Consider the following 16,914-nt stretch of genomic DNA (forward strand, 5'->3'; position numbering starts at 1 on the left):
TCCATGAAATTTGCAGTTCTGGTTTTTCCGGGCTCCAACTGTGATATTGACTGCTATAAGGCGATAGAGGACACGGTCGGTGAACCTGTCGATTATGTATGGCACACTGCGACGGATCTGTCGCCTTACGATTGTATTCTTGTTCCGGGGGGCTTCTCCTACGGAGATTACCTGCGTTGTGGCGCGATTTCCCGGTTTGCTCCGGTGATGAAGGAAGTAGCCAAAGCGGCTGCCGAGGGTAAATATATTTTGGGTATCTGCAACGGTTTTCAAATTTTGACCGAAGCCGGGCTGCTGCCGGGTGCTCTGCGCCGTAATCTGTCGATGAAGTTCCTTTGTCGTGATACCGTGTTGAAGGTTGAGAATAACAAAACGCCTTTCACAAAAGATTATGCTGCTGGTGAAGAGATCATTATTCCGATCGCACACGGCGAAGGTAACTATTACTGTGATGATGAGACGCTGGCTCGTTTGCAGGCGAATAATCAGATCGTATTTACGTATAAAGATAATCCAAACGGTTCCATGACGGATATCGCGGGGATTTGTAACGAGCAAGGTAATGTACTGGGCATGATGCCCCACCCGGAACGCGCGGTGGATGCATTGCTTGGAACGGATGACGGCAAACGTATGTTTACATCTATTTTGAATGCTTGGAGGGATCGTCATGGCGCAGCAAGTGTCCGCTAAGGAGCCAACGGCAGAGCAGATTGCCGAACATAAACTATATCAGCAGATGGGTGTGTCGGACAGCGAATATGCGTTGATCTGCGAATTTATGGGACGTCAGCCCAATTATACGGAGATTGGCGTGTTCAGTGTCATGTGGTCAGAGCATTGTGCCTACAAAAACTCCAAGCCGTTGCTGCGTCGTTTTCCGACGAGTGGTCCACGAGTATTGATGGGACCTGGCGAAGGAGCAGGGATTGTAGATATCGGTGATAATCAGGCCGTTGTATTTAAAATCGAAAGTCATAACCATCCATCCGCTGTAGAGCCTTTTCAGGGAGCAGCGACTGGGGTAGGCGGTATCATTCGTGATATTTTCTCCATGGGCGCAAGACCTGTAGCGGTGTTAAACTCCCTGCGTTTCGGCAAGCTGGAGAGCGACCGTGTGAAATATTTGTTCGAGCATGTGGTATCCGGTATCGCGGGATATGGAAATTGTATCGGTATTCCAACCGTAGGTGGCGAGGTTGTATTTGATGAAAGCTATGAAGGCAATCCGCTCGTTAACGCCATGTGTGTTGGATTGATTGATCATGACAAAATCCAGCGTGGTGTTGCCAAAGGGGTCGGTAACCCGGTGTTCTATGTGGGACCGCCGACAGGCCGTGACGGCATTCACGGAGCGACCTTCGCATCGGTTGAGCTGACGGAGGAATCGGAAGCGAATCGGACTGCGGTTCAAGTAGGTGATCCATTTATGGAGAAGCTGGTTATGGAATCCTGTCTGGAGCTGATCGACAGCGGTATTGTGCTGGGTATTCAGGATATGGGCGCAGCGGGACTTACCTGCTCCAGTGCCGAGATGGCAAGTAAGGCGGGCAACGGTCTTGAGCTGTATCTGGATCAGGTACCGCAGCGTGAAGAAGGCATGACGCCTTATGAAATGATGCTATCCGAATCACAGGAGCGTATGTTGTTTGTTGTCGAGCCTAAGGATGAAGCACAGGCGCTTGAAATTTTCGAGCGTTGGGGTGTTATTTGCGCCAAGGTCGGCAAGGTGACGGATGACGGTCGTTTGCGTTTGTTCCATCACGGTGAAGTGGTGGGCGATATGCCAGTAACGGCGCTGGTAGACGAGTGCCCGATTTACGACAAGCCTTCCGAAGTTCCTGCTTATTACGAGCAAAATGCTGCCGTTGACACACTGCGTTACCCGGAAGTGACCGATTTGAACGGTGCGCTGAAAAAGGTACTTTCATCGCCAAGTGTAGCCAGCAAGAAATGGGTATACGAGCAGTATGATTACATGGTTCGCACCAGTACAGCCGTTCGTCCGGGTTCGGATGCAGCTGTAGTGACTGTGCACGGTACCCGTAAGGGACTCGCGATGACTACGGACTGTAACGGACGTTATGTATACCTTGATCCAGAGGTAGGCGGACGGATTGCAGTCAGCGAAGCAGCACGTAACATTGTCTGCTCCGGCGGCGAGCCTTTGGCGATTACAGACAATCTGAACTTCGGTAACCCTGAAAAGCCGGATATTTTCTGGCAAATGGAAAAAGCTGTGGACGGTATGGCAGAAGCTTGCCGTGTATTGGATACCCCAGTCATTGGGGGAAATGTTAGCTTGTACAATGAAAATGCCAAAGGTTCCATATATCCGACGCCTGTTGTCGGTATGGTGGGTCTGGTACATGATACAGATCATATTACGACACAAGGCTTCAAAGCCGAGGGCGACGTGATTTTCCTGGTGGGAGAAACGAAAGCCGAGCTGGGGGGCAGTGAGTTCCAGGCTGTTGTACATGGTGTATCCGAGGGACGTCCGCCCGAGCTGGATTTGAATGTGGAGAAGAAGCTTCTGAATGCGGTACTCAGTGCGATCCAGACTGGATTGGTACAGTCCGCGCACGATCTGGCAGAGGGCGGATTGGCTGTAGCTCTGGCGGAATCAGGTATTAGCGGCGGATTGGGAGCGCAGGTTAACGTGGAAACGTCTTTGCGTCCTGATCATGCTCTGTTCAGCGAAAGCCAATCTCGTATTCTGCTATCCGCATCGCCGGATAAGGCGTCTGCGCTGGAAGCACATCTGCGTGGTCTGGAAGTACCGGTTACCGTATTAGGTACAGTTGAAGGAACACAATTGACAGTTGAGGTAAACGGACAACCCGCTTTGAACGAGGCAGTCGCCAGCTTGAAGCAAATCTGGGAGGATGTCATTCCATGTCTGATGAAATAACAGCACGGACGTTGTGGACTGGAGATTATTATAATGAAGGCTCTGGTAAAGAGGGGCTGTTTGATAAATTAAAAGAGGAATGCGGCGTGTTTGGTGTATACCGACACTCCGATGCAGCTTCTCTGGCCTATTACGGCTTGCATGCGCTCCAGCATCGTGGAGAGGAGAGCGCAGGCATCTGTGTAAGCAGTGGGGATGAGTTCCATTATCATCGCGGGATGGGTCTTGTTAAAGAAGTGTTTAATAAAGACTTGATGGCTTCGCTAACAGGCGACATTGCTATCGGGCATGTACGCTATTCGACAAGTGGAGACAGCAAGCTGACGAATGCACAGCCCTTGGTTTTCAAATATCGTGATGGTGATTTGGCAGTAGCAACGAACGGTAATATCGTAAACGCCTTGCAAATCCGGCATGAGCTGGAGCAAGGCGGGTCTATTTTTCAAACGACAAGCGATACAGAGGTCGTCGCGCATTTGATCGCCCGGTCGTCCAAAGATTTGGTGGAGGCTGCCAAGGATGCATTGAAACGTATCGTCGGTGGGTTCGCCTTCCTGATCATGACCAACGACAAGCTGCTCGTGGCTTCTGATCCCAATGGTCTGCGTCCGGTTACGATGGGCAGACTGGGAGATGCTTATCTGTTTGCTTCCGAGTCCTGTGCTTTGGAAACGATTGGGGCAGAGCTGCTGCGTGATATCGAGCCGGGTGAACTGCTGGTGCTGGATCAAAATGGACTGCACGAAGACCGTTACACGGAAGAAAAGCAGCGCAAAGCGCTGTGTGCAATGGAGTATATTTATTTTGCTCGTCCTGACAGTGATTTGAACGGGACTAATCTTCATGCCGCACGCAAACGGATGGGCAGCCAGCTGGCTTTGGAAGCTTTTGTCGATGCCGACTTGGTGACCGGGGTACCGGATTCCAGTATTTCGGCAGCGATTGGTTATGCCGAGCAGACAGGTATTCCCTATGAGCTGGGCATGATTAAAAATAAATACACCGGACGTACGTTCATCCAGCCAAGTCAGGAACTGCGTGAGCAGGGTGTGAAAATGAAGCTGAGCGCTGTGCGCCGCGTAGTCGAAGGCAAACGCGTTATCATGATCGACGATTCTATCGTCCGGGGGACTACTTCCCGTCGAATCGTGAATATGCTACGGGATGCGGGTGCACTGGAGGTACATGTACGTATTACCTCACCGCCTTTCAAAAACCCGTGCTTTTACGGCATTGACACGCCGGATCGCCGGGAGCTGATCGCTTCCTCCAAAACAGTCGAGGAAATTCGTCAGGAGATTAACGCTGATTCGCTCTACTTTATGAGCGCCGAGGGCTTGATCGCTGCTGTAGGCGGACATAACGAGCAGGATTATAAAGGCGGCTTATGTCTGGCTTGCTTCGACAACGATTATCCGACTCAGGTGGATTTCAAAGGCGAAGAAAAGCTCGGATGTAGTTGTTGATAAAAGGGAACAAAAGAGGTACAACGGTGCATGGAGGCATGGGGATGCACGGTTCTGAGTGAACCACTCCGCGTGTGGAAGGTTCTTCCGATCGCTCTTGCCGCTGGATTCCTGGATTGGAATAACCCCTTACAGGGTTGGAATCCGGCGGCAAAGGCGAACGCTTCGCTTCTCCAGAATCCGTCCACCCGCTGCGTTCCTCAGGGCGGCATCCTTTTGCAGCAGTGCCTGTACCTCTTCTGTTCCCACGGGGAAGAGGATAGGAAAGGCAGTTAAAAACTCATGGCATAACTATTTCATGCCATGAGTTTTTAACGGGCGGTCGTAAAGCCGCCCGTGAGCCAGCGAAGCGAGGCTCATAGCAGGCAGGGCGAAGCTGCCTGCCCCAAAAGGGCAAAGAAGTAAGCCGCACGTTGGCGCCGCTCACTTCTTTGCCCTGGCACGTCCCCGCCTTTGCGAAGCAAACAGTCCGGGACGTGCCCCGCCGCCGCTGCAAAGGCGGCCACGCTCTAAAGCGTGTCCTTGTGGTTGGCGGGAAAATCCCGACAACCACAAGGAACACACGCGACTCACAGCACGAGCCAACCACCAAGCAACACCCAACCCTACGCATCTGACCGGCTCTTGAGGGGTCCAGGGGGAGCAGCCCCATGGAATCCTCCCTGCTAGGGAGGACTTAGGAGGGTCAATCATTTGAAGGAGTGTTCATGAATGTCCGAAGCATACAAAAACGCAGGGGTAGATATCGCTGCCGGTAATGAAGCAGTAGAACGGATGAAAAAGCACGTCAAGCGTACCTTCCGTCCCGAAGTGCTGACGGATTTGGGCGGATTCGGTGCTTTGTTCGGCCTGAATAAGGATAAGTACGAGGAGCCGGTACTCGTTTCCGGTACGGATGGAGTCGGTACGAAGCTGAAGCTTGCTTTCGCGATGGATCGTCATGACACCATTGGTATTGATGCAGTTGCGATGTGTGTGAACGATATTGTCGTTGGGGGCGCAGAGCCGCTCTTTTTCCTCGACTACCTCGCCTGTGACAAGGTTGTACCCGAGAAAATCGAAGCCATTGTCGCCGGAATCGCCGAGGGCTGCCACCAATCAGGTTGTGCGCTGGTCGGCGGTGAAACCGCAGAAATGCCAGGAATGTACAGCGATGGTGAATATGATATTGCCGGATTCACTGTCGGTATTGTGGATAAGAGCAAAATCATTAACGGCAGTTCCATCGCTCCCGGAGACACCGTAATCGGACTGGCCTCCAGCGGAGTGCATAGCAATGGATTCTCACTGGTTCGCAAGCTGTTATTGGAACAGCAAGGCTATGATTTACATGATGAAATCGAAGGCTTGAACGGCAAACTGGGCGACGTACTGCTGGAGCCAACAAAAATCTATGTAAAATCCGTTTTGGCTTTGCTGGACAAGGTTAAGGTTAAAGGAATGGCGCATATCACGGGTGGCGGTTTTATCGAAAATATTCCGAGAGTGCTGCCGGATCACGTCAATGTGGATATAGAATATGGCGCTTGGCCGATTTTGCCGATTTTTCAGCTGATGCAGGAAAAAGGTGCAATTTCCAACAAAGACATGTTTACGACCTTTAATATGGGGATCGGATTGGTCATCGTTGTGGGCCAGGAAGATGCACAGACTGCACTGAATGCACTGAAAGAGCAGGGCGAAGATGCCTATGTGATCGGGAAGGTAACGGAAGGCAGCTCTATTGTGACCTTTACGGGAGCCGAGGTGTAATGAGCGGTTACCGTATTGCTGTTTTTGCGTCAGGTGAAGGAACGAATTTTCAGTCATTGGTAGATGCGGCTGCGCGAGGAGAACTGGGCGGCGCATCCATAGAATTGTTAATCTGTGACAAGCCTGCGGCCCCTGCTGTAGCCAGAGCAGAGAAAGCCGGTATTGCTTGTCATACGTTTCGACCCAAGGAGTATGCTTCCAGAGAAGACTATGAGCGTGAACTGGTTGCTTTGCTGGAGCAGAAATCAATCGATCTCATTGTGCTAGCAGGCTACATGCGCCTGTTATCCAGTGTCATGGTCGATGCTTACGCCGGAAAAATCATTAATATTCATCCGTCACTGCTTCCTGCATTTCCTGGGAAAGATGCTGTCGGACAGGCGTTGGCTTATGGAGTCAAAGTCAGTGGGGTTACCGTTCATTTTGTAGATGGAGGTATGGATACCGGGGCCATTATTGCCCAGCGTGTGGTAGAAGTACACGATCATGATACAGCGGATTCGTTATCTGCAGCTATTCAATCCGTGGAACGCCAGCTCTATCCGGAAGTGGTTAGCAGACTGGCTCAAGGCAAAATTCATTTGGATGGTCGCAAGGTGGTTTCACTTCTCTAAAAATGATTGTAATTTGTCATATCATTGTCATATCAAGAATGCTGTATAAGCATTTTCCGATATTTCTCGGGAAATAAATTGATAAAGAGCTAAAGGAGGAGACAGGGTGACTATTAAAAGAGCACTCGTTAGTGTATCGGATAAACGGGGGATCGTGGAGTTTTGCCGCGAGTTGTCCAAATTAGGTGTGGAGATCGTTTCGACAGGGGGAACGAGTAGCTTGCTGGCGAAGGAGGGCATTCCTGTTATCGGAATTTCAGAGGTGACGGGATTTCCTGAAATTATGGACGGACGAGTTAAAACGCTCCATCCTGCGGTACACAGCGGCTTGCTGGCTGTTCGGGATAATGAAGAGCATCAGCGTCAGATGAAGGAGCTTGGCTTGGGTTATATTGATCTGGTCGTTGTGAATCTGTATCCTTTTGCGGAAACGATCGCCAAACCCGGTGTAACCTATGAGGACGCGATTGAAAATATCGACATCGGCGGTCCAACTATGCTGCGTTCTGCGGCGAAAAATCATGCTTTTGTAAGTGTCGTGGTCGATGCAGATGACTATAGCACCGTACTGGAAGAAATCCGCAAGGATGGCGATACCGAGCTGAACACCCGCAAGCGTTTGGCAGCAAAGGTTTTCCGTCATACGGCTGCATACGACGCTTTGATTTCCGATTATTTGTCGAATGTAACAGGCGAGCCATTGCCTGAGCGGTACACGGTAACCTATGAAAAAATTCAGGATTTGCGTTATGGAGAAAATCCACATCAACAGGCAGCCTTTTATCGTCAGCCGTTGGCAGCGAAAGGTACACTGACAACAGCCAAGCAGCTTCACGGTAAGGAGCTATCCTACAATAACATCAACGATGCTAACGCGGCACTGCAAATCGTCAAGGAATTCAGCGAACCAGCCGTGGTGGCGGTGAAGCATATGAACCCTTGCGGCGTGGGAATCGGCGGTAGTATTTATGAAGCGTACAGCAAGGCGTATGCGGCTGATCCAACCTCCATTTTTGGCGGCATTGTAGCGGCTAACCGGATTATTGATGGGGATACAGCCAAAAAACTGAGTGAAATCTTTTTGGAAATTGTACTGGCACCGGGCTTTACGAAAGAAGCGATGGAAATTTTAACGAAAAAGAAAAATATCCGTTTGCTTGATATGGGTGAGATGTCCCCGTCTGAACAGCCGGAGAGCCGTTTTGTTGTGACTTCTATTGAAGGTGGCATGGTTGTTCAGCAAAATGACATTCATGCTTTAGACCCGGATGCACTTACAGTTGTAACGGAGCGTGCGCCGTCCGCGGAAGAACTGAAACAGCTTTTGTTTAGCTGGAAAGTGGTTAAGCATGTGAAATCCAATGCCATCGTCTTAGCAGCAGACAATATGACCATTGGCGTAGGTGCAGGACAAATGAACCGTGTCGGAGCGGCCAAGATTGCCATTGAACAGGCTGGAGAAAAAACAAAGGGTGCGGTCCTGGCATCCGATGCATACTTCCCGATGGGCGATACGCTGGAGCTGGCAGCTAAAGCTGGCATTACGGCAGTTATTCAGCCGGGCGGCTCCATCAAGGACGAAGAATCCATCAAGGTTGCTAACGAATATGGCATTGCAATGGTCTTTACAGGCGTGCGTCACTTCAAGCACTAAGCTGCATTAGTTAGGATGCAAAGCATTTTCACACCTGAATGATCATAATAGGAGCGGGAGGAATCACCTGAATGGATATTTTGGTTATCGGAGGGGGCGGCCGCGAGCATGCGATTGTGTGGGCGCTGAAGAAGAGCCCCAAGGCCGGAAAAATCTACTGTGCGCCGGGCAATGCCGGCATTGGACAGCTAGCGGAGTGCGTTCCGATTCCGGTGAGTGAGTTTGACGCGCTAACAGAGCTGGCAGAATCCAAAAAAGTCGGACTTGTCGTGGTTGGCCCCGATGATCCGCTGGCTGACGGCATTGTGGATGCCTTTGAAGCGAAAGGCATTCCGGTATTCGGACCGCGTAAAAATGCAGCAGAAATTGAAGGTAGTAAAATCTTCATGAAGGATTTGCTGCACAAATACCATATTCCGACAGCAACCTATCGCAAGTTTTATACCTACGAGGAAGCACATGTTTATTTGAAGGAACAGCCAATTCCGGTGGTCATCAAGGCAGACGGACTGGCAGCGGGCAAAGGGGTAACAGTCGCCTTCTCGATGGAGGAGGCAGAAAAGGCTCTGTCCGATATTATGGTAGCGAAGGTGTTTGGAGAAGCGGGTGCACAGGTCGTGATCGAGGAATTTCTTGCCGGACAGGAGATGTCAATTCTCTCCTTTGTCGATGGTGAAACGGTTCGTCCGATGGCAGCGGCGCAAGACCACAAGCCGGTTTTTGATGGTGATAAAGGGCCAAACACCGGAGGCATGGGCACCTATTCTCCACTGCCGCACATAGCGGATTCCATTATTGAGGAAGCCATTGAGACGATTATTAAGCCGACGGCAAAAGCAATGGTTGCGGAAGGGCGCCCGTTCCGGGGTGTGTTATTCGCTGGATTGATGATTTCGCCAGATGGCAAGCCGAAGACGATTGAGTTTAACGCACGCTTCGGTGATCCGGAAACTCAAGTCGTACTGCCCCGTCTAAAATCCGATCTGCTCGATATTTTTCTCGCTGCCGTGAACGGCACGCTGGATCAGGTGGAGATCGAGTGGAAGGATGAAGCGGCGGTGTGTGTGGTGCTGGCTTCCGGAGGCTATCCAGCAGCCTACGCCAAAGGTATACCGATTCACGGACTGGATCAGGCAGACGAAGCCATCGTGTTCCATGCCGGAACAGGCATCAATGAGCAGGGGGAGTGGATAACGAACGGCGGACGCGTATTAGGCGTGGTCGGCTTAGGTCGTGACATTGCCGCGGCACGGGACAAGGCTTACGAGCAGGCGGCACGTATTATCTTTGAAGGCAAGCACAATCGTACGGATATTGCGGCAAAAGCATTGCTGTAGCAGAGCTTTACAAGATAAAGAGAGTCTCTTCGGAGGTTCTCTTTTTTGTTATACGCACAGTATGGAATTGGTTTAACAAAAGTCTACTTATCCTATAGGATTAAAAGTATAAAACTGACTGACTGATCAATCGGGAGGAGGGAACCTATGCAGCCACAGAAGGCGAAGCAGTCCGAAACCGCTGCGAATGAGCAATCTGCTGACCGTACTGGAGAAGAAACAGACCGTAGAACGCAGCTTCTCCACATTGCATTGAAGCGATTCGCTGAGCAGGGCTACCATCAAACGAAAATTTCAGATATTGTGGTGGAGGCTGGCGTAGCCCAAGGCACGTTTTATTGGCATTTTAAAAGCAAAGAGGCATTGGCGCTGGAGATTATTGCTACAGGTTGTGAACAGCTACTGTCAGCGATAGGACAGGGCTATCGCCGCGATGCGGGAACGCTGGCTGATATGGTTAAGGCTTCTGAAGCACTGTTTGTCCGTTTATTTGATTTTTCCTTGGAGAATCGCTATCTGATGGGCTTGCTGCTGAGCGGCAGCGGCGTCGATGAACCTGTGCGTCAAAGTATCCGGGAGACAAGAACCGCAATGGAGCTGGCATTCCGGCGCAATATGGAAAGAGCAATCGAGCTGAACATGCTGCCTGCCGAGCTGGATGTCGAATTACGGGCGGCATTACTTATGAGTATGATCGAGGGCGTCATTACACGCTGGCTATTCGGTTCCGAGGGAACACATGACCATATGAGGCAGGTAACGGCTAAAAGATTGGCGGCAGAGGCGGCTAGCTTTGAATTTTACGGCTTGTTAGGTCAAGGCTAGACGGTCAATATCGCATGAATGGGCAGTAGGCGATAAATAATATATAGCCAAATTACACATATGCATTCAATCATTTACATCCAGACAGGAGAGAACGATTTATGAAAACACGTAAAAAAGGGCTTCTGGTAACCACCCTTATGACTCTGGCATTGTTCAGCCTTGTGCTGGGTGCTTGCGGAACGAAGCAGGAAGCTTCCAATACAGGTAACGGTGCGGGGAGCAATGAGGTCGCGGGTAATCAGCTTGAAGCGATCAAGAAGGCTGGTGTGATCAAGGTCGGCATGATGGGGACCTACCCACCGTACAATTTTTTGAACGATAAAAAGGAACTGGACGGATTTGATGTGGATATCGCCAAAGAATTGGCGAAGCGAATTGGAGTGAAACCGGAGTTTACAGCACAGGAATTTTCGGGACTGATTCCAAGCTTGCAAAAGAAAAAATTCGATGCGGTGATCAGCCAGGTAACGATTACAGAGGATCGTAAAAAGGCAATTGACTTCACAGAGCCTTATATCACAAACCATGTAAATATTATCGTAAACAGTAAAACCAATGATATTACCAAGCTGGAGGATTTCAAAGGCAAAACCATTGGTGTCGGCTTGGGAACGAATGATGAGTCTTATCTGCGTAACGAAGTGCTGCCGAAGGTAGGCGATTTTGAGATTAAAACGTATGATGATGTCATTACGTCCTTAAAGGATCTTAACTCTGGCCGCATTGACGCAACCATTAACAATCTGTATGCACTCAAGCCTATTGTCGATAAAAATGGCTTTCAGATTAAAGCGGTGGGTGAACCGATTAAATCCGACCAAGCGGGCGTAGCCATTCACCAGAATACGCCTGAGCTTAAAGAAGCCTTGAACAAGGCTCTGAAAGCAATGAAGGAAGACGGCACATATAAAACAATTTTCAAAAAATGGTTCAGCGAGGAGCCAAAAGAATAACGCAAGCCTGTTACAGGCGTCTGGCTCCGGTCCTGGCTTTTATGCTCACATGGGGCCACTCGTCTGAAAGAAGGGAATATAACCGATGCTTGAATTAATGTGGGAGAACGTCCCTTTTCTATTAAAGGGCGCTTATTATACGCTGTATATTACGATTGTTTCTATGCTTTTCGGCTTAATCATTGGTTTGGTTGTAGCTGTCGCACGATTGAAGGGGAATCGCCCTGTCCGGTGGTTGTCGCGCAGTTATGTATCTATCATCCGGGGGACGCCCGTTCTGGTGCAGATTGCGGTCATTTATTATGGGCTGGATGATTACGGAATATCGTTTGGATCGCTGACGGCTGTTTGTCTTGCTCTCAGTATTAACACGGGAGCGTACTTATCGGAGACGTTCCGTGGGGCGATCCTCGCCGTACCACAGGGACAGACCGAAGCGCTCTATGCTACGGGAATGTCGCCTGGTCAAACGATGTGGCGTATCATTCTTCCACAGGCTGTACGCATTGCGATTCCCCCGATGGGGAATACGTTTGTTGGTATGCTTAAGGAAACGTCGCTTGTCTCGGTCATCGGGGTCAGTGAATTGATGCGTCAGGCACAGCTTTTACAGGCGCAGTATTTGCGCTACATGCCGTTTCTGCTCGAAATTGGCCTGATGTACTGGATTATGAGCATTGGATTCTCCGCTATACTGGAGCGGGTGGAAAAGCGTCTGGCTCGAGCCTATTAAGGTGGAGATGATGGAAGATGATAACAACATACGGATTGGGTAAACGTTTCGGAGAAGTAGAGGTTCTGAAAAGCATTGATTTTCAGGTCGCTGCTCGTGAAATCGTCGTATTGCTTGGCCCGAGCGGCTCGGGTAAAAGTACCTTGCTGCGTTGCTTGAACGGTCTGGAGGAGCTGTCTTCCGGCAGGTTTGCAGTGAACGGGATTGAGGTCGATGCCATCGCTCCTCTTCGTACACGTCAAGCAGCCATCCGTAACATTCGCAGACAGACGGGAATGGTGTTTCAGCAATTCAATTTCTACCCGCACAAAACCGCCATCGGCAATGTCATTGAAGGATTGGTAACGGTGAAAAAAATGCCGCGCGACCAGGCCATGTCCATCGGACAACGGTTGCTGGAGCGTGTGGGCCTGGCGGACAAGCAGGACGTACATCCTGCCCGTTTGTCCGGTGGACAGCAGCAACGGGTGGCCATTGCGCGTGCGCTGGCGATGGACCCGGCGATCATGCTGTTCGACGAGCCGACCTCGGCGCTTGATCCCGAACTGGTCGGGGAAGTGCTGAGCGTGATGCGGGAGCTGGCTCAAGAGGGGATGACGATGGTTGTCGTCACCCATGAGATGAAATTTGCCCGTGAGGTGGCGGACAAGATTGTATTTATGGCAGACGGTGTTATTTTGGAGGAGGCTGCACCACAGGCATTTTTCGAGGCTCCCCGGCACGAGAGAACACAAAAATTTTTGCGCCAGATTAGTGAGTTTTGAGACAAGAATGACGTTTGATTATAGATTATTAAGTGAGAAAGAAGGCTTTAATTATGAAAGTATCTACAACTTGGCATGGCAAACGCGCATTTACTTCGGAGGGATCGTCCGGTTATTCGGTTGGGATGGATGCTACGGCTGCATATGGCGGCGATGGTAAGGGGATGACACCAATGGAGCTGCTGCTGGCAGGTCTGGCGGGATGTATCGGTATTGATATTACGGTGATTCTCGATCGTTTCTTGTCAGACATTACCCGAATTGATATTGATGCAGAAGGTACGCGCAAGGAACAAATGCCGACAGGCTTTACAGCAATTGATCTGACGTTCCATGTAGATGGAGATATACCGGATTATCGTGTGTGGAAGGCGATTCAGATGGGCAAGGAAAAATATTGTGCAGTATCCGATTCCTTAAAAGCGGACATCCGCATGCACCTCATTTTGAATGGAATTGAAGTACCGCAGCCTGCATAAGTGCGGGAGCTTACAGGGAGAGCCTGCCTGTGTCATATACAGGGGGCTCTCTGTTTTCTTTTTATTGTGGCTATGTTAAATCATAATGTTGATTTTCGACCAAAAGAAAACCGCCCTGATAGGCGGTAATTGAACTATGGTATCCTATACTTCGCAAGCATTTCTCCCCAGGGTGATATCCCCTCCTCCCTGAAACCTGATTTTCTATACAGCTTTCTAGCTAGTTCATTGTCTGGTTTATATCCAATCATTATAACATCAGTTCTATCACTGGCTTTCCTTATCTCGTCAATAACCAGCAACATAGCATTGTAACCATGGCCAAAACCTTGAAATCTTTCGTCAATCATAAATCGGTAAACCCAGTAATTTCCGTCATCCGGGTCTAAACCAAACATCGTAAAACCAATCATTACGTTGTCATTGTAAATAGCTTTAGATAAAAATCCATCTAAAAACTGATGTTCCGCAATTGAAAAAAGATTAGATACAATAAATCTTTTTTGCTCTGGTTTCGGTTTAAGTTGAGCACATTCTTCCCAATTACTTTTGTCGACTGCTTTTAGCGTAATCATCTTGGATTCCTCCTATATAGGGAAATCCGTATAGACTTCCCTATTTTTTAGACCTCTCTAATATCTTACCTGGATGCATTTTCACACCACATCACTCCTTCCATAAAATCATATGAATTTAGTCTTACATCTTTGCCTTTGAATATTTTACAGTTTTTATCATATCCTAATTCTTCACAATTTGGGTACTAATTTTTACAATAACTAAAGTTTACTTCCCTTTCAGTAAGAAAACGATCATTTTAAGGATCGATTGCTGCGGGATGAATCGTTCAGAACCACTACCCGCTTCCTCTTGACTTGCGCTCCCGCAGCAATAGATAGAGAAAATAGGGCGCGCCAATGACGGCTGTCACGATACCGGCAGGAATTTCGAGTGGCGGCTTCAAGCCTCGTCCCAGCGCGTCGGCGAGGACGAGAATCAGGGCGCCGATCATCGCCGCGCCGGGCAGCAGGTAACGGTGGCGGTTGCCAAACAAGCGTCGTGCCAGATGCGGTGCCAGCAGGCCGATAAAGCCAATGGAGCCGATAGCAGCGACACAGGCGGCAGCCAGGGCCACAGACACAGCCAGTAGTCCTGTGCGCACGCGTTTCACGTTAAGTCCCAGCCCAGCCGAGCTTTCTTCATCCAGGCCCATAATGTCCAGCTTGCGCTGTAGCGTATAGGCGAGGGGCAGCAGGACCCCGGCTACCGCCAGTCCAGCTCCGGCCAGAATGGCCAGCAGGCCGCGTGGCAGCCGGTAATGGTAAACGATGAACCAGGATGAGGCGTCCCGGTCAGTCAAAGCCATGAGCAATTCGGAGGGCGTGATGTAGGTGCTGCCCACGCCAATGGCTATAAAGGAACCTACCAGCATTAGAACGAGTAAAATCCACAGCTTTTTCATCTTGCAGCCCTCCCGTTCTTGTGTGCCAGATATAAAAAGAAGGGTGCACCGACCAGTGCGGTTACAATGCCGACGGGTGATTCATACGGAAACGCGATAAATCGTCCAAGCACGTCTGCATAGGTCAGCAGCAGGGCTCCGCAGATTGCAGACAGGGGAATAACCCGTTTGTAATTGTCGCCTGTAAGCATCTTGATGATATTTGGCACCATCAGCCCTACAAAGCCGATGGAACCGGCCACTGCTACAGCAGAGCCTGCCAGCATAATGACCGAGGCCGAGGCCAGCAGACGGACAAGCCGGACATTTTGCCCCAACCCCTGTGCGACCTCTGTTCCGAGACTTAGCACAGACAGCGAGGGAGCCAGTGTCAACGCAAGAATCATGCCCACGGCGAACCATGGCAGCACCAGACGTGTATCTGCCCAGGTGGACCCGTCAATGGCTCCGGCGAGCCAATACAGTACATCGGATATTTGCTCGTTGAACACGAGCAGTCCCTGGGTAACGGAGGCCAGCAGCAGGTGCACGGCCATCCCGGCCAGTGTCAGCTTGACTGGCGTCATGCCTGCCGTTCCGGCCAGGGCATACACGAAGGAGCCGCCCGCGATAGCTCCGGCAAAAGCAAAATATATGCTACCGGATGATCCGATGTTTGGCAGCAGCACAACAGACAGCACGACAGCCAGCGAAGCGCCCGAGCTGACCCCGAACACCTGCGGCGAAGCCAGCGGGTTGCGTGTAATGGCCTGCATCAGCGCTCCGGCCACAGCAAGGCCAGCCCCGACGAGCAGCCCGATGACAGCACGCGGCAGCCGAACCGTCAGGATAATGAGCTGATCCTTGGACGGGTGCTCGGTGAAAAGCGCGGTCAGCATGGTGGGGATATCCATCCTGACAGGTCCGTTTAACGGGAGTCGTCTCATTTGCTTTGCGCGGGATACAGAAGCGAAATGGCTTGCTCCAGTATTTTCTCGGCTGAGCCGAGTCCGCGGTACCGGGTCCATAATGCCCGGTTCACTTCGTAAACTTCCCCTTTTTTGACAGCAGTGATATTTTGCCACAGTGGATTCTGCTTCCATTCTGCAATCAGCTTCTCATCTGCCTCCACCAAAAAGATCACATCTGGATCAGCTTGTACAATTTGCTCCAGCGTCAGCTTGACGGTGGGCTCGCTTGTATTTTGAAGGGCATTGCGGATACCTGCTTGCTCCAGCAGTTGTCCATCAAAGGAAGAAGCCCCGTGAGCAGATAGGGAATCAGAGCGGAATACCCCAAGCAGCACGCTGCGTGGCTCCCCGACTTTAATTCCTTTCTTCAACTGTTCCATTTTAGCTTTATGTGCGGCTAGAATCTGTTCGCCTTTTTCCTTCTCGCCCAGCGCATCAGCAATGACACCGAAGGATGCCAGATTTTGTTCATAGGAGGAATTGCGGCTCTTCAGAACAATGGTGGGAGCAATTTCACTTAGTTCTTTGTATATGCTTTTATGACGGTTCAGATCGGCAATGATTAAATCGGGCTTCAAGGAGCTGATGGTTTCCAGATTCGGCTGCTTGCGCGTGCCTACAGGCGTAAAGTCGATTTTCTTGCCGAGCAATCCAGCAATATCATCGTCATTTTCCTGAGCTATCCCGACAGGTGTTACACCCAGTTGGACTGCCGCATCGACAAAAGAGAATTCCAGCGTTACGATTCTTTTGGGTTTACCCGTAAGTTTGGTTTCTCCCATCTCATGCTTGATGATTCGGGTATCGCCGGTTGCTTGAGGTGCTGCTGCGCTGTTATCTTTTGACTGGCCACCACATCCCGCCATAATGACCGTCAGTAGTGCAAGGATCGCTGTAAGCAGCATGCCTGTGCGTAGTGGTTGCTTTGGTGTTGCCATATGTTGTCCCCCGTTCCCAAATATGATTATCATACTTATTGATAATCATTATCAATTAATCAACTGTTGA

Annotated in this window: 15 protein-coding genes and 1 pseudogene; 12 read left to right on the forward strand and 4 right to left on the reverse strand. The window is 50.2% G+C overall.

The genetic code is table 11. The features are described 5' to 3' along the window. Window positions 1–3 precede the first annotated feature (3 nt). From purQ to GCU48_RS14685, 12 genes are all read left to right on the forward strand, one after another. Window positions 4–693, forward strand: coding sequence for a phosphoribosylformylglycinamidine synthase subunit PurQ (gene purQ / locus GCU48_RS14630; RefSeq protein ID WP_025719141.1), 690 nt, complete (start codon window positions 4–6; stop codon window positions 691–693). After that, a complete protein-coding gene (gene purL / locus GCU48_RS14635) occupies window positions 671–2,914 on the forward strand; it encodes a phosphoribosylformylglycinamidine synthase subunit PurL (protein WP_152380479.1) in 2,244 nt (747 codons plus the stop codon). Before purQ ends, purL begins: the two co-directional genes overlap by 23 nt. Further along, on the forward strand, window positions 2,899–4,380 hold the full coding sequence (purF, locus tag GCU48_RS14640; protein WP_025719138.1) for an amidophosphoribosyltransferase: 1,482 nt from the start codon (window positions 2,899–2,901) through the stop codon (window positions 4,378–4,380). Before purL ends, purF begins: the two co-directional genes overlap by 16 nt. Window positions 4,381–5,091: 711 nt before the next feature. Beyond that, on the forward strand, window positions 5,092–6,132 hold the full coding sequence (gene purM, locus GCU48_RS14645) for a phosphoribosylformylglycinamidine cyclo-ligase (RefSeq protein WP_152380480.1): 1,041 nt from the start codon (window positions 5,092–5,094) through the stop codon (window positions 6,130–6,132). Beyond that, window positions 6,132–6,746: a phosphoribosylglycinamide formyltransferase gene (gene purN, locus GCU48_RS14650; RefSeq protein WP_152380481.1), complete on the forward strand. Its 615-nt coding sequence runs from the start codon at window positions 6,132–6,134 to the stop codon at window positions 6,744–6,746. The genes purM and purN overlap by 1 nt, the downstream gene beginning before the upstream one ends. A 106-nt stretch (window positions 6,747–6,852) precedes the next feature. Beyond that, window positions 6,853–8,400 (forward strand): bifunctional phosphoribosylaminoimidazolecarboxamide formyltransferase/IMP cyclohydrolase, encoded by a 1,548-nt coding sequence (purH, locus tag GCU48_RS14655; protein ID WP_025719132.1) that lies wholly within the window; start codon window positions 6,853–6,855, stop codon window positions 8,398–8,400. A gap of 71 nt (window positions 8,401–8,471) precedes the next feature. Further along, complete coding sequence (gene purD, locus GCU48_RS14660) at window positions 8,472–9,737, forward strand: phosphoribosylamine--glycine ligase (protein WP_152380482.1); 1,266 nt, start codon at window positions 8,472–8,474, stop codon at window positions 9,735–9,737. Window positions 9,738–9,884: 147 nt separating this feature from the next. Next, on the forward strand, window positions 9,885–10,562 hold the full coding sequence (locus GCU48_RS14665) for a TetR/AcrR family transcriptional regulator (protein WP_152380483.1): 678 nt from the start codon (window positions 9,885–9,887) through the stop codon (window positions 10,560–10,562). Window positions 10,563–10,663: 101 nt separating this feature from the next. Further along, window positions 10,664–11,518 carry a substrate-binding periplasmic protein gene (locus GCU48_RS14670; protein WP_152380484.1) on the forward strand — a complete coding sequence of 285 codons (855 nt, stop codon included), beginning with the start codon at window positions 10,664–10,666 and terminating at the stop codon, window positions 11,516–11,518. Window positions 11,519–11,603: 85 nt separating this feature from the next. Then, complete coding sequence (locus GCU48_RS14675) at window positions 11,604–12,251, forward strand: amino acid ABC transporter permease (RefSeq protein ID WP_152380485.1); 648 nt, start codon at window positions 11,604–11,606, stop codon at window positions 12,249–12,251. 17 nt (window positions 12,252–12,268) lie between these two features. Beyond that, window positions 12,269–13,015 (forward strand): amino acid ABC transporter ATP-binding protein, encoded by a 747-nt coding sequence (locus tag GCU48_RS14680; protein ID WP_152380486.1) that lies wholly within the window; start codon window positions 12,269–12,271, stop codon window positions 13,013–13,015. Between the two features lie 53 nt (window positions 13,016–13,068). After that, complete coding sequence (locus tag GCU48_RS14685) at window positions 13,069–13,494, forward strand: OsmC family protein (RefSeq protein ID WP_152380487.1); 426 nt, start codon at window positions 13,069–13,071, stop codon at window positions 13,492–13,494. A 134-nt stretch (window positions 13,495–13,628) separates the two neighbouring features. On the opposite strand, the gene GCU48_RS14690 is transcribed toward GCU48_RS14685, so the two are convergent. The 4 genes and pseudogenes from GCU48_RS14690 to GCU48_RS14705 form a co-directional block, all read right to left on the reverse strand. Further along, on the reverse strand, window positions 13,629–14,069 hold the full coding sequence (locus GCU48_RS14690; RefSeq protein WP_152380488.1) for a GNAT family N-acetyltransferase: 441 nt from the start codon (window positions 14,067–14,069) through the stop codon (window positions 13,629–13,631). A 281-nt stretch (window positions 14,070–14,350) separates the two neighbouring features. Continuing rightward, window positions 14,351–14,956 carry a FecCD family ABC transporter permease gene (locus GCU48_RS14695; RefSeq protein ID WP_152380489.1) on the reverse strand — a complete coding sequence of 202 codons (606 nt, stop codon included), beginning with the start codon at window positions 14,954–14,956 and terminating at the stop codon, window positions 14,351–14,353. Next, a pseudogene (locus GCU48_RS14700) lies at window positions 14,953–15,861 on the reverse strand (FecCD family ABC transporter permease); the annotation flags it as partial. The pseudogene GCU48_RS14700 and the gene GCU48_RS14695, both read right to left, overlap by 4 nt. 17 nt (window positions 15,862–15,878) lie before the next feature. Continuing rightward, window positions 15,879–16,844, reverse strand: a complete 966-nt coding sequence (locus tag GCU48_RS14705) for an ABC transporter substrate-binding protein (protein ID WP_152380490.1) — start codon at window positions 16,842–16,844, stop codon at window positions 15,879–15,881. Window positions 16,845–16,914 lie beyond the last annotated feature (70 nt).

It is taken from the genome of Paenibacillus brasilensis (assembly GCF_009363115.1).
In the GTDB taxonomy this organism is placed as follows: Bacteria; Bacillota; Bacilli; order Paenibacillales; family Paenibacillaceae; genus Paenibacillus; species Paenibacillus brasilensis.

What these genes read in the sequence shown, in the direction of transcription:
- GCU48_RS14705 (WP_152380490.1), bottom strand. Translation starts at nt 16,844, where the DNA reads ATGGCAACACCAAAGCAACCACTACGCACAGGCATGCTGCTTACAGCG.
- GCU48_RS14695 (WP_152380489.1), bottom strand. Translation starts at nt 14,956, where the DNA reads ATGAAAAAGCTGTGGATTTTACTCGTTCTAATGCTGGTAGGTTCCTTT.
- purD (WP_152380482.1), top strand. Translation starts at nt 8,472, where the DNA reads ATGGATATTTTGGTTATCGGAGGGGGCGGCCGCGAGCATGCGATTGTG.
- purF (WP_025719138.1), top strand. Translation starts at nt 2,899, where the DNA reads ATGTCTGATGAAATAACAGCACGGACGTTGTGGACTGGAGATTATTAT.
- GCU48_RS14675 (WP_152380485.1), top strand. Translation starts at nt 11,604, where the DNA reads ATGCTTGAATTAATGTGGGAGAACGTCCCTTTTCTATTAAAGGGCGCT.
- GCU48_RS14690 (WP_152380488.1), bottom strand. Translation starts at nt 14,069, where the DNA reads ATGATTACGCTAAAAGCAGTCGACAAAAGTAATTGGGAAGAATGTGCT.
- GCU48_RS14680 (WP_152380486.1), top strand. Translation starts at nt 12,269, where the DNA reads ATGATAACAACATACGGATTGGGTAAACGTTTCGGAGAAGTAGAGGTT.
- purL (WP_152380479.1), top strand. Translation starts at nt 671, where the DNA reads ATGGCGCAGCAAGTGTCCGCTAAGGAGCCAACGGCAGAGCAGATTGCC.
- purQ (WP_025719141.1), top strand. Translation starts at nt 4, where the DNA reads ATGAAATTTGCAGTTCTGGTTTTTCCGGGCTCCAACTGTGATATTGAC.
- GCU48_RS14665 (WP_152380483.1), top strand. Translation starts at nt 9,885, where the DNA reads ATGCAGCCACAGAAGGCGAAGCAGTCCGAAACCGCTGCGAATGAGCAA.
- purN (WP_152380481.1), top strand. Translation starts at nt 6,132, where the DNA reads ATGAGCGGTTACCGTATTGCTGTTTTTGCGTCAGGTGAAGGAACGAAT.
- GCU48_RS14670 (WP_152380484.1), top strand. Translation starts at nt 10,664, where the DNA reads ATGAAAACACGTAAAAAAGGGCTTCTGGTAACCACCCTTATGACTCTG.
- purM (WP_152380480.1), top strand. Translation starts at nt 5,092, where the DNA reads ATGTCCGAAGCATACAAAAACGCAGGGGTAGATATCGCTGCCGGTAAT.
- GCU48_RS14685 (WP_152380487.1), top strand. Translation starts at nt 13,069, where the DNA reads ATGAAAGTATCTACAACTTGGCATGGCAAACGCGCATTTACTTCGGAG.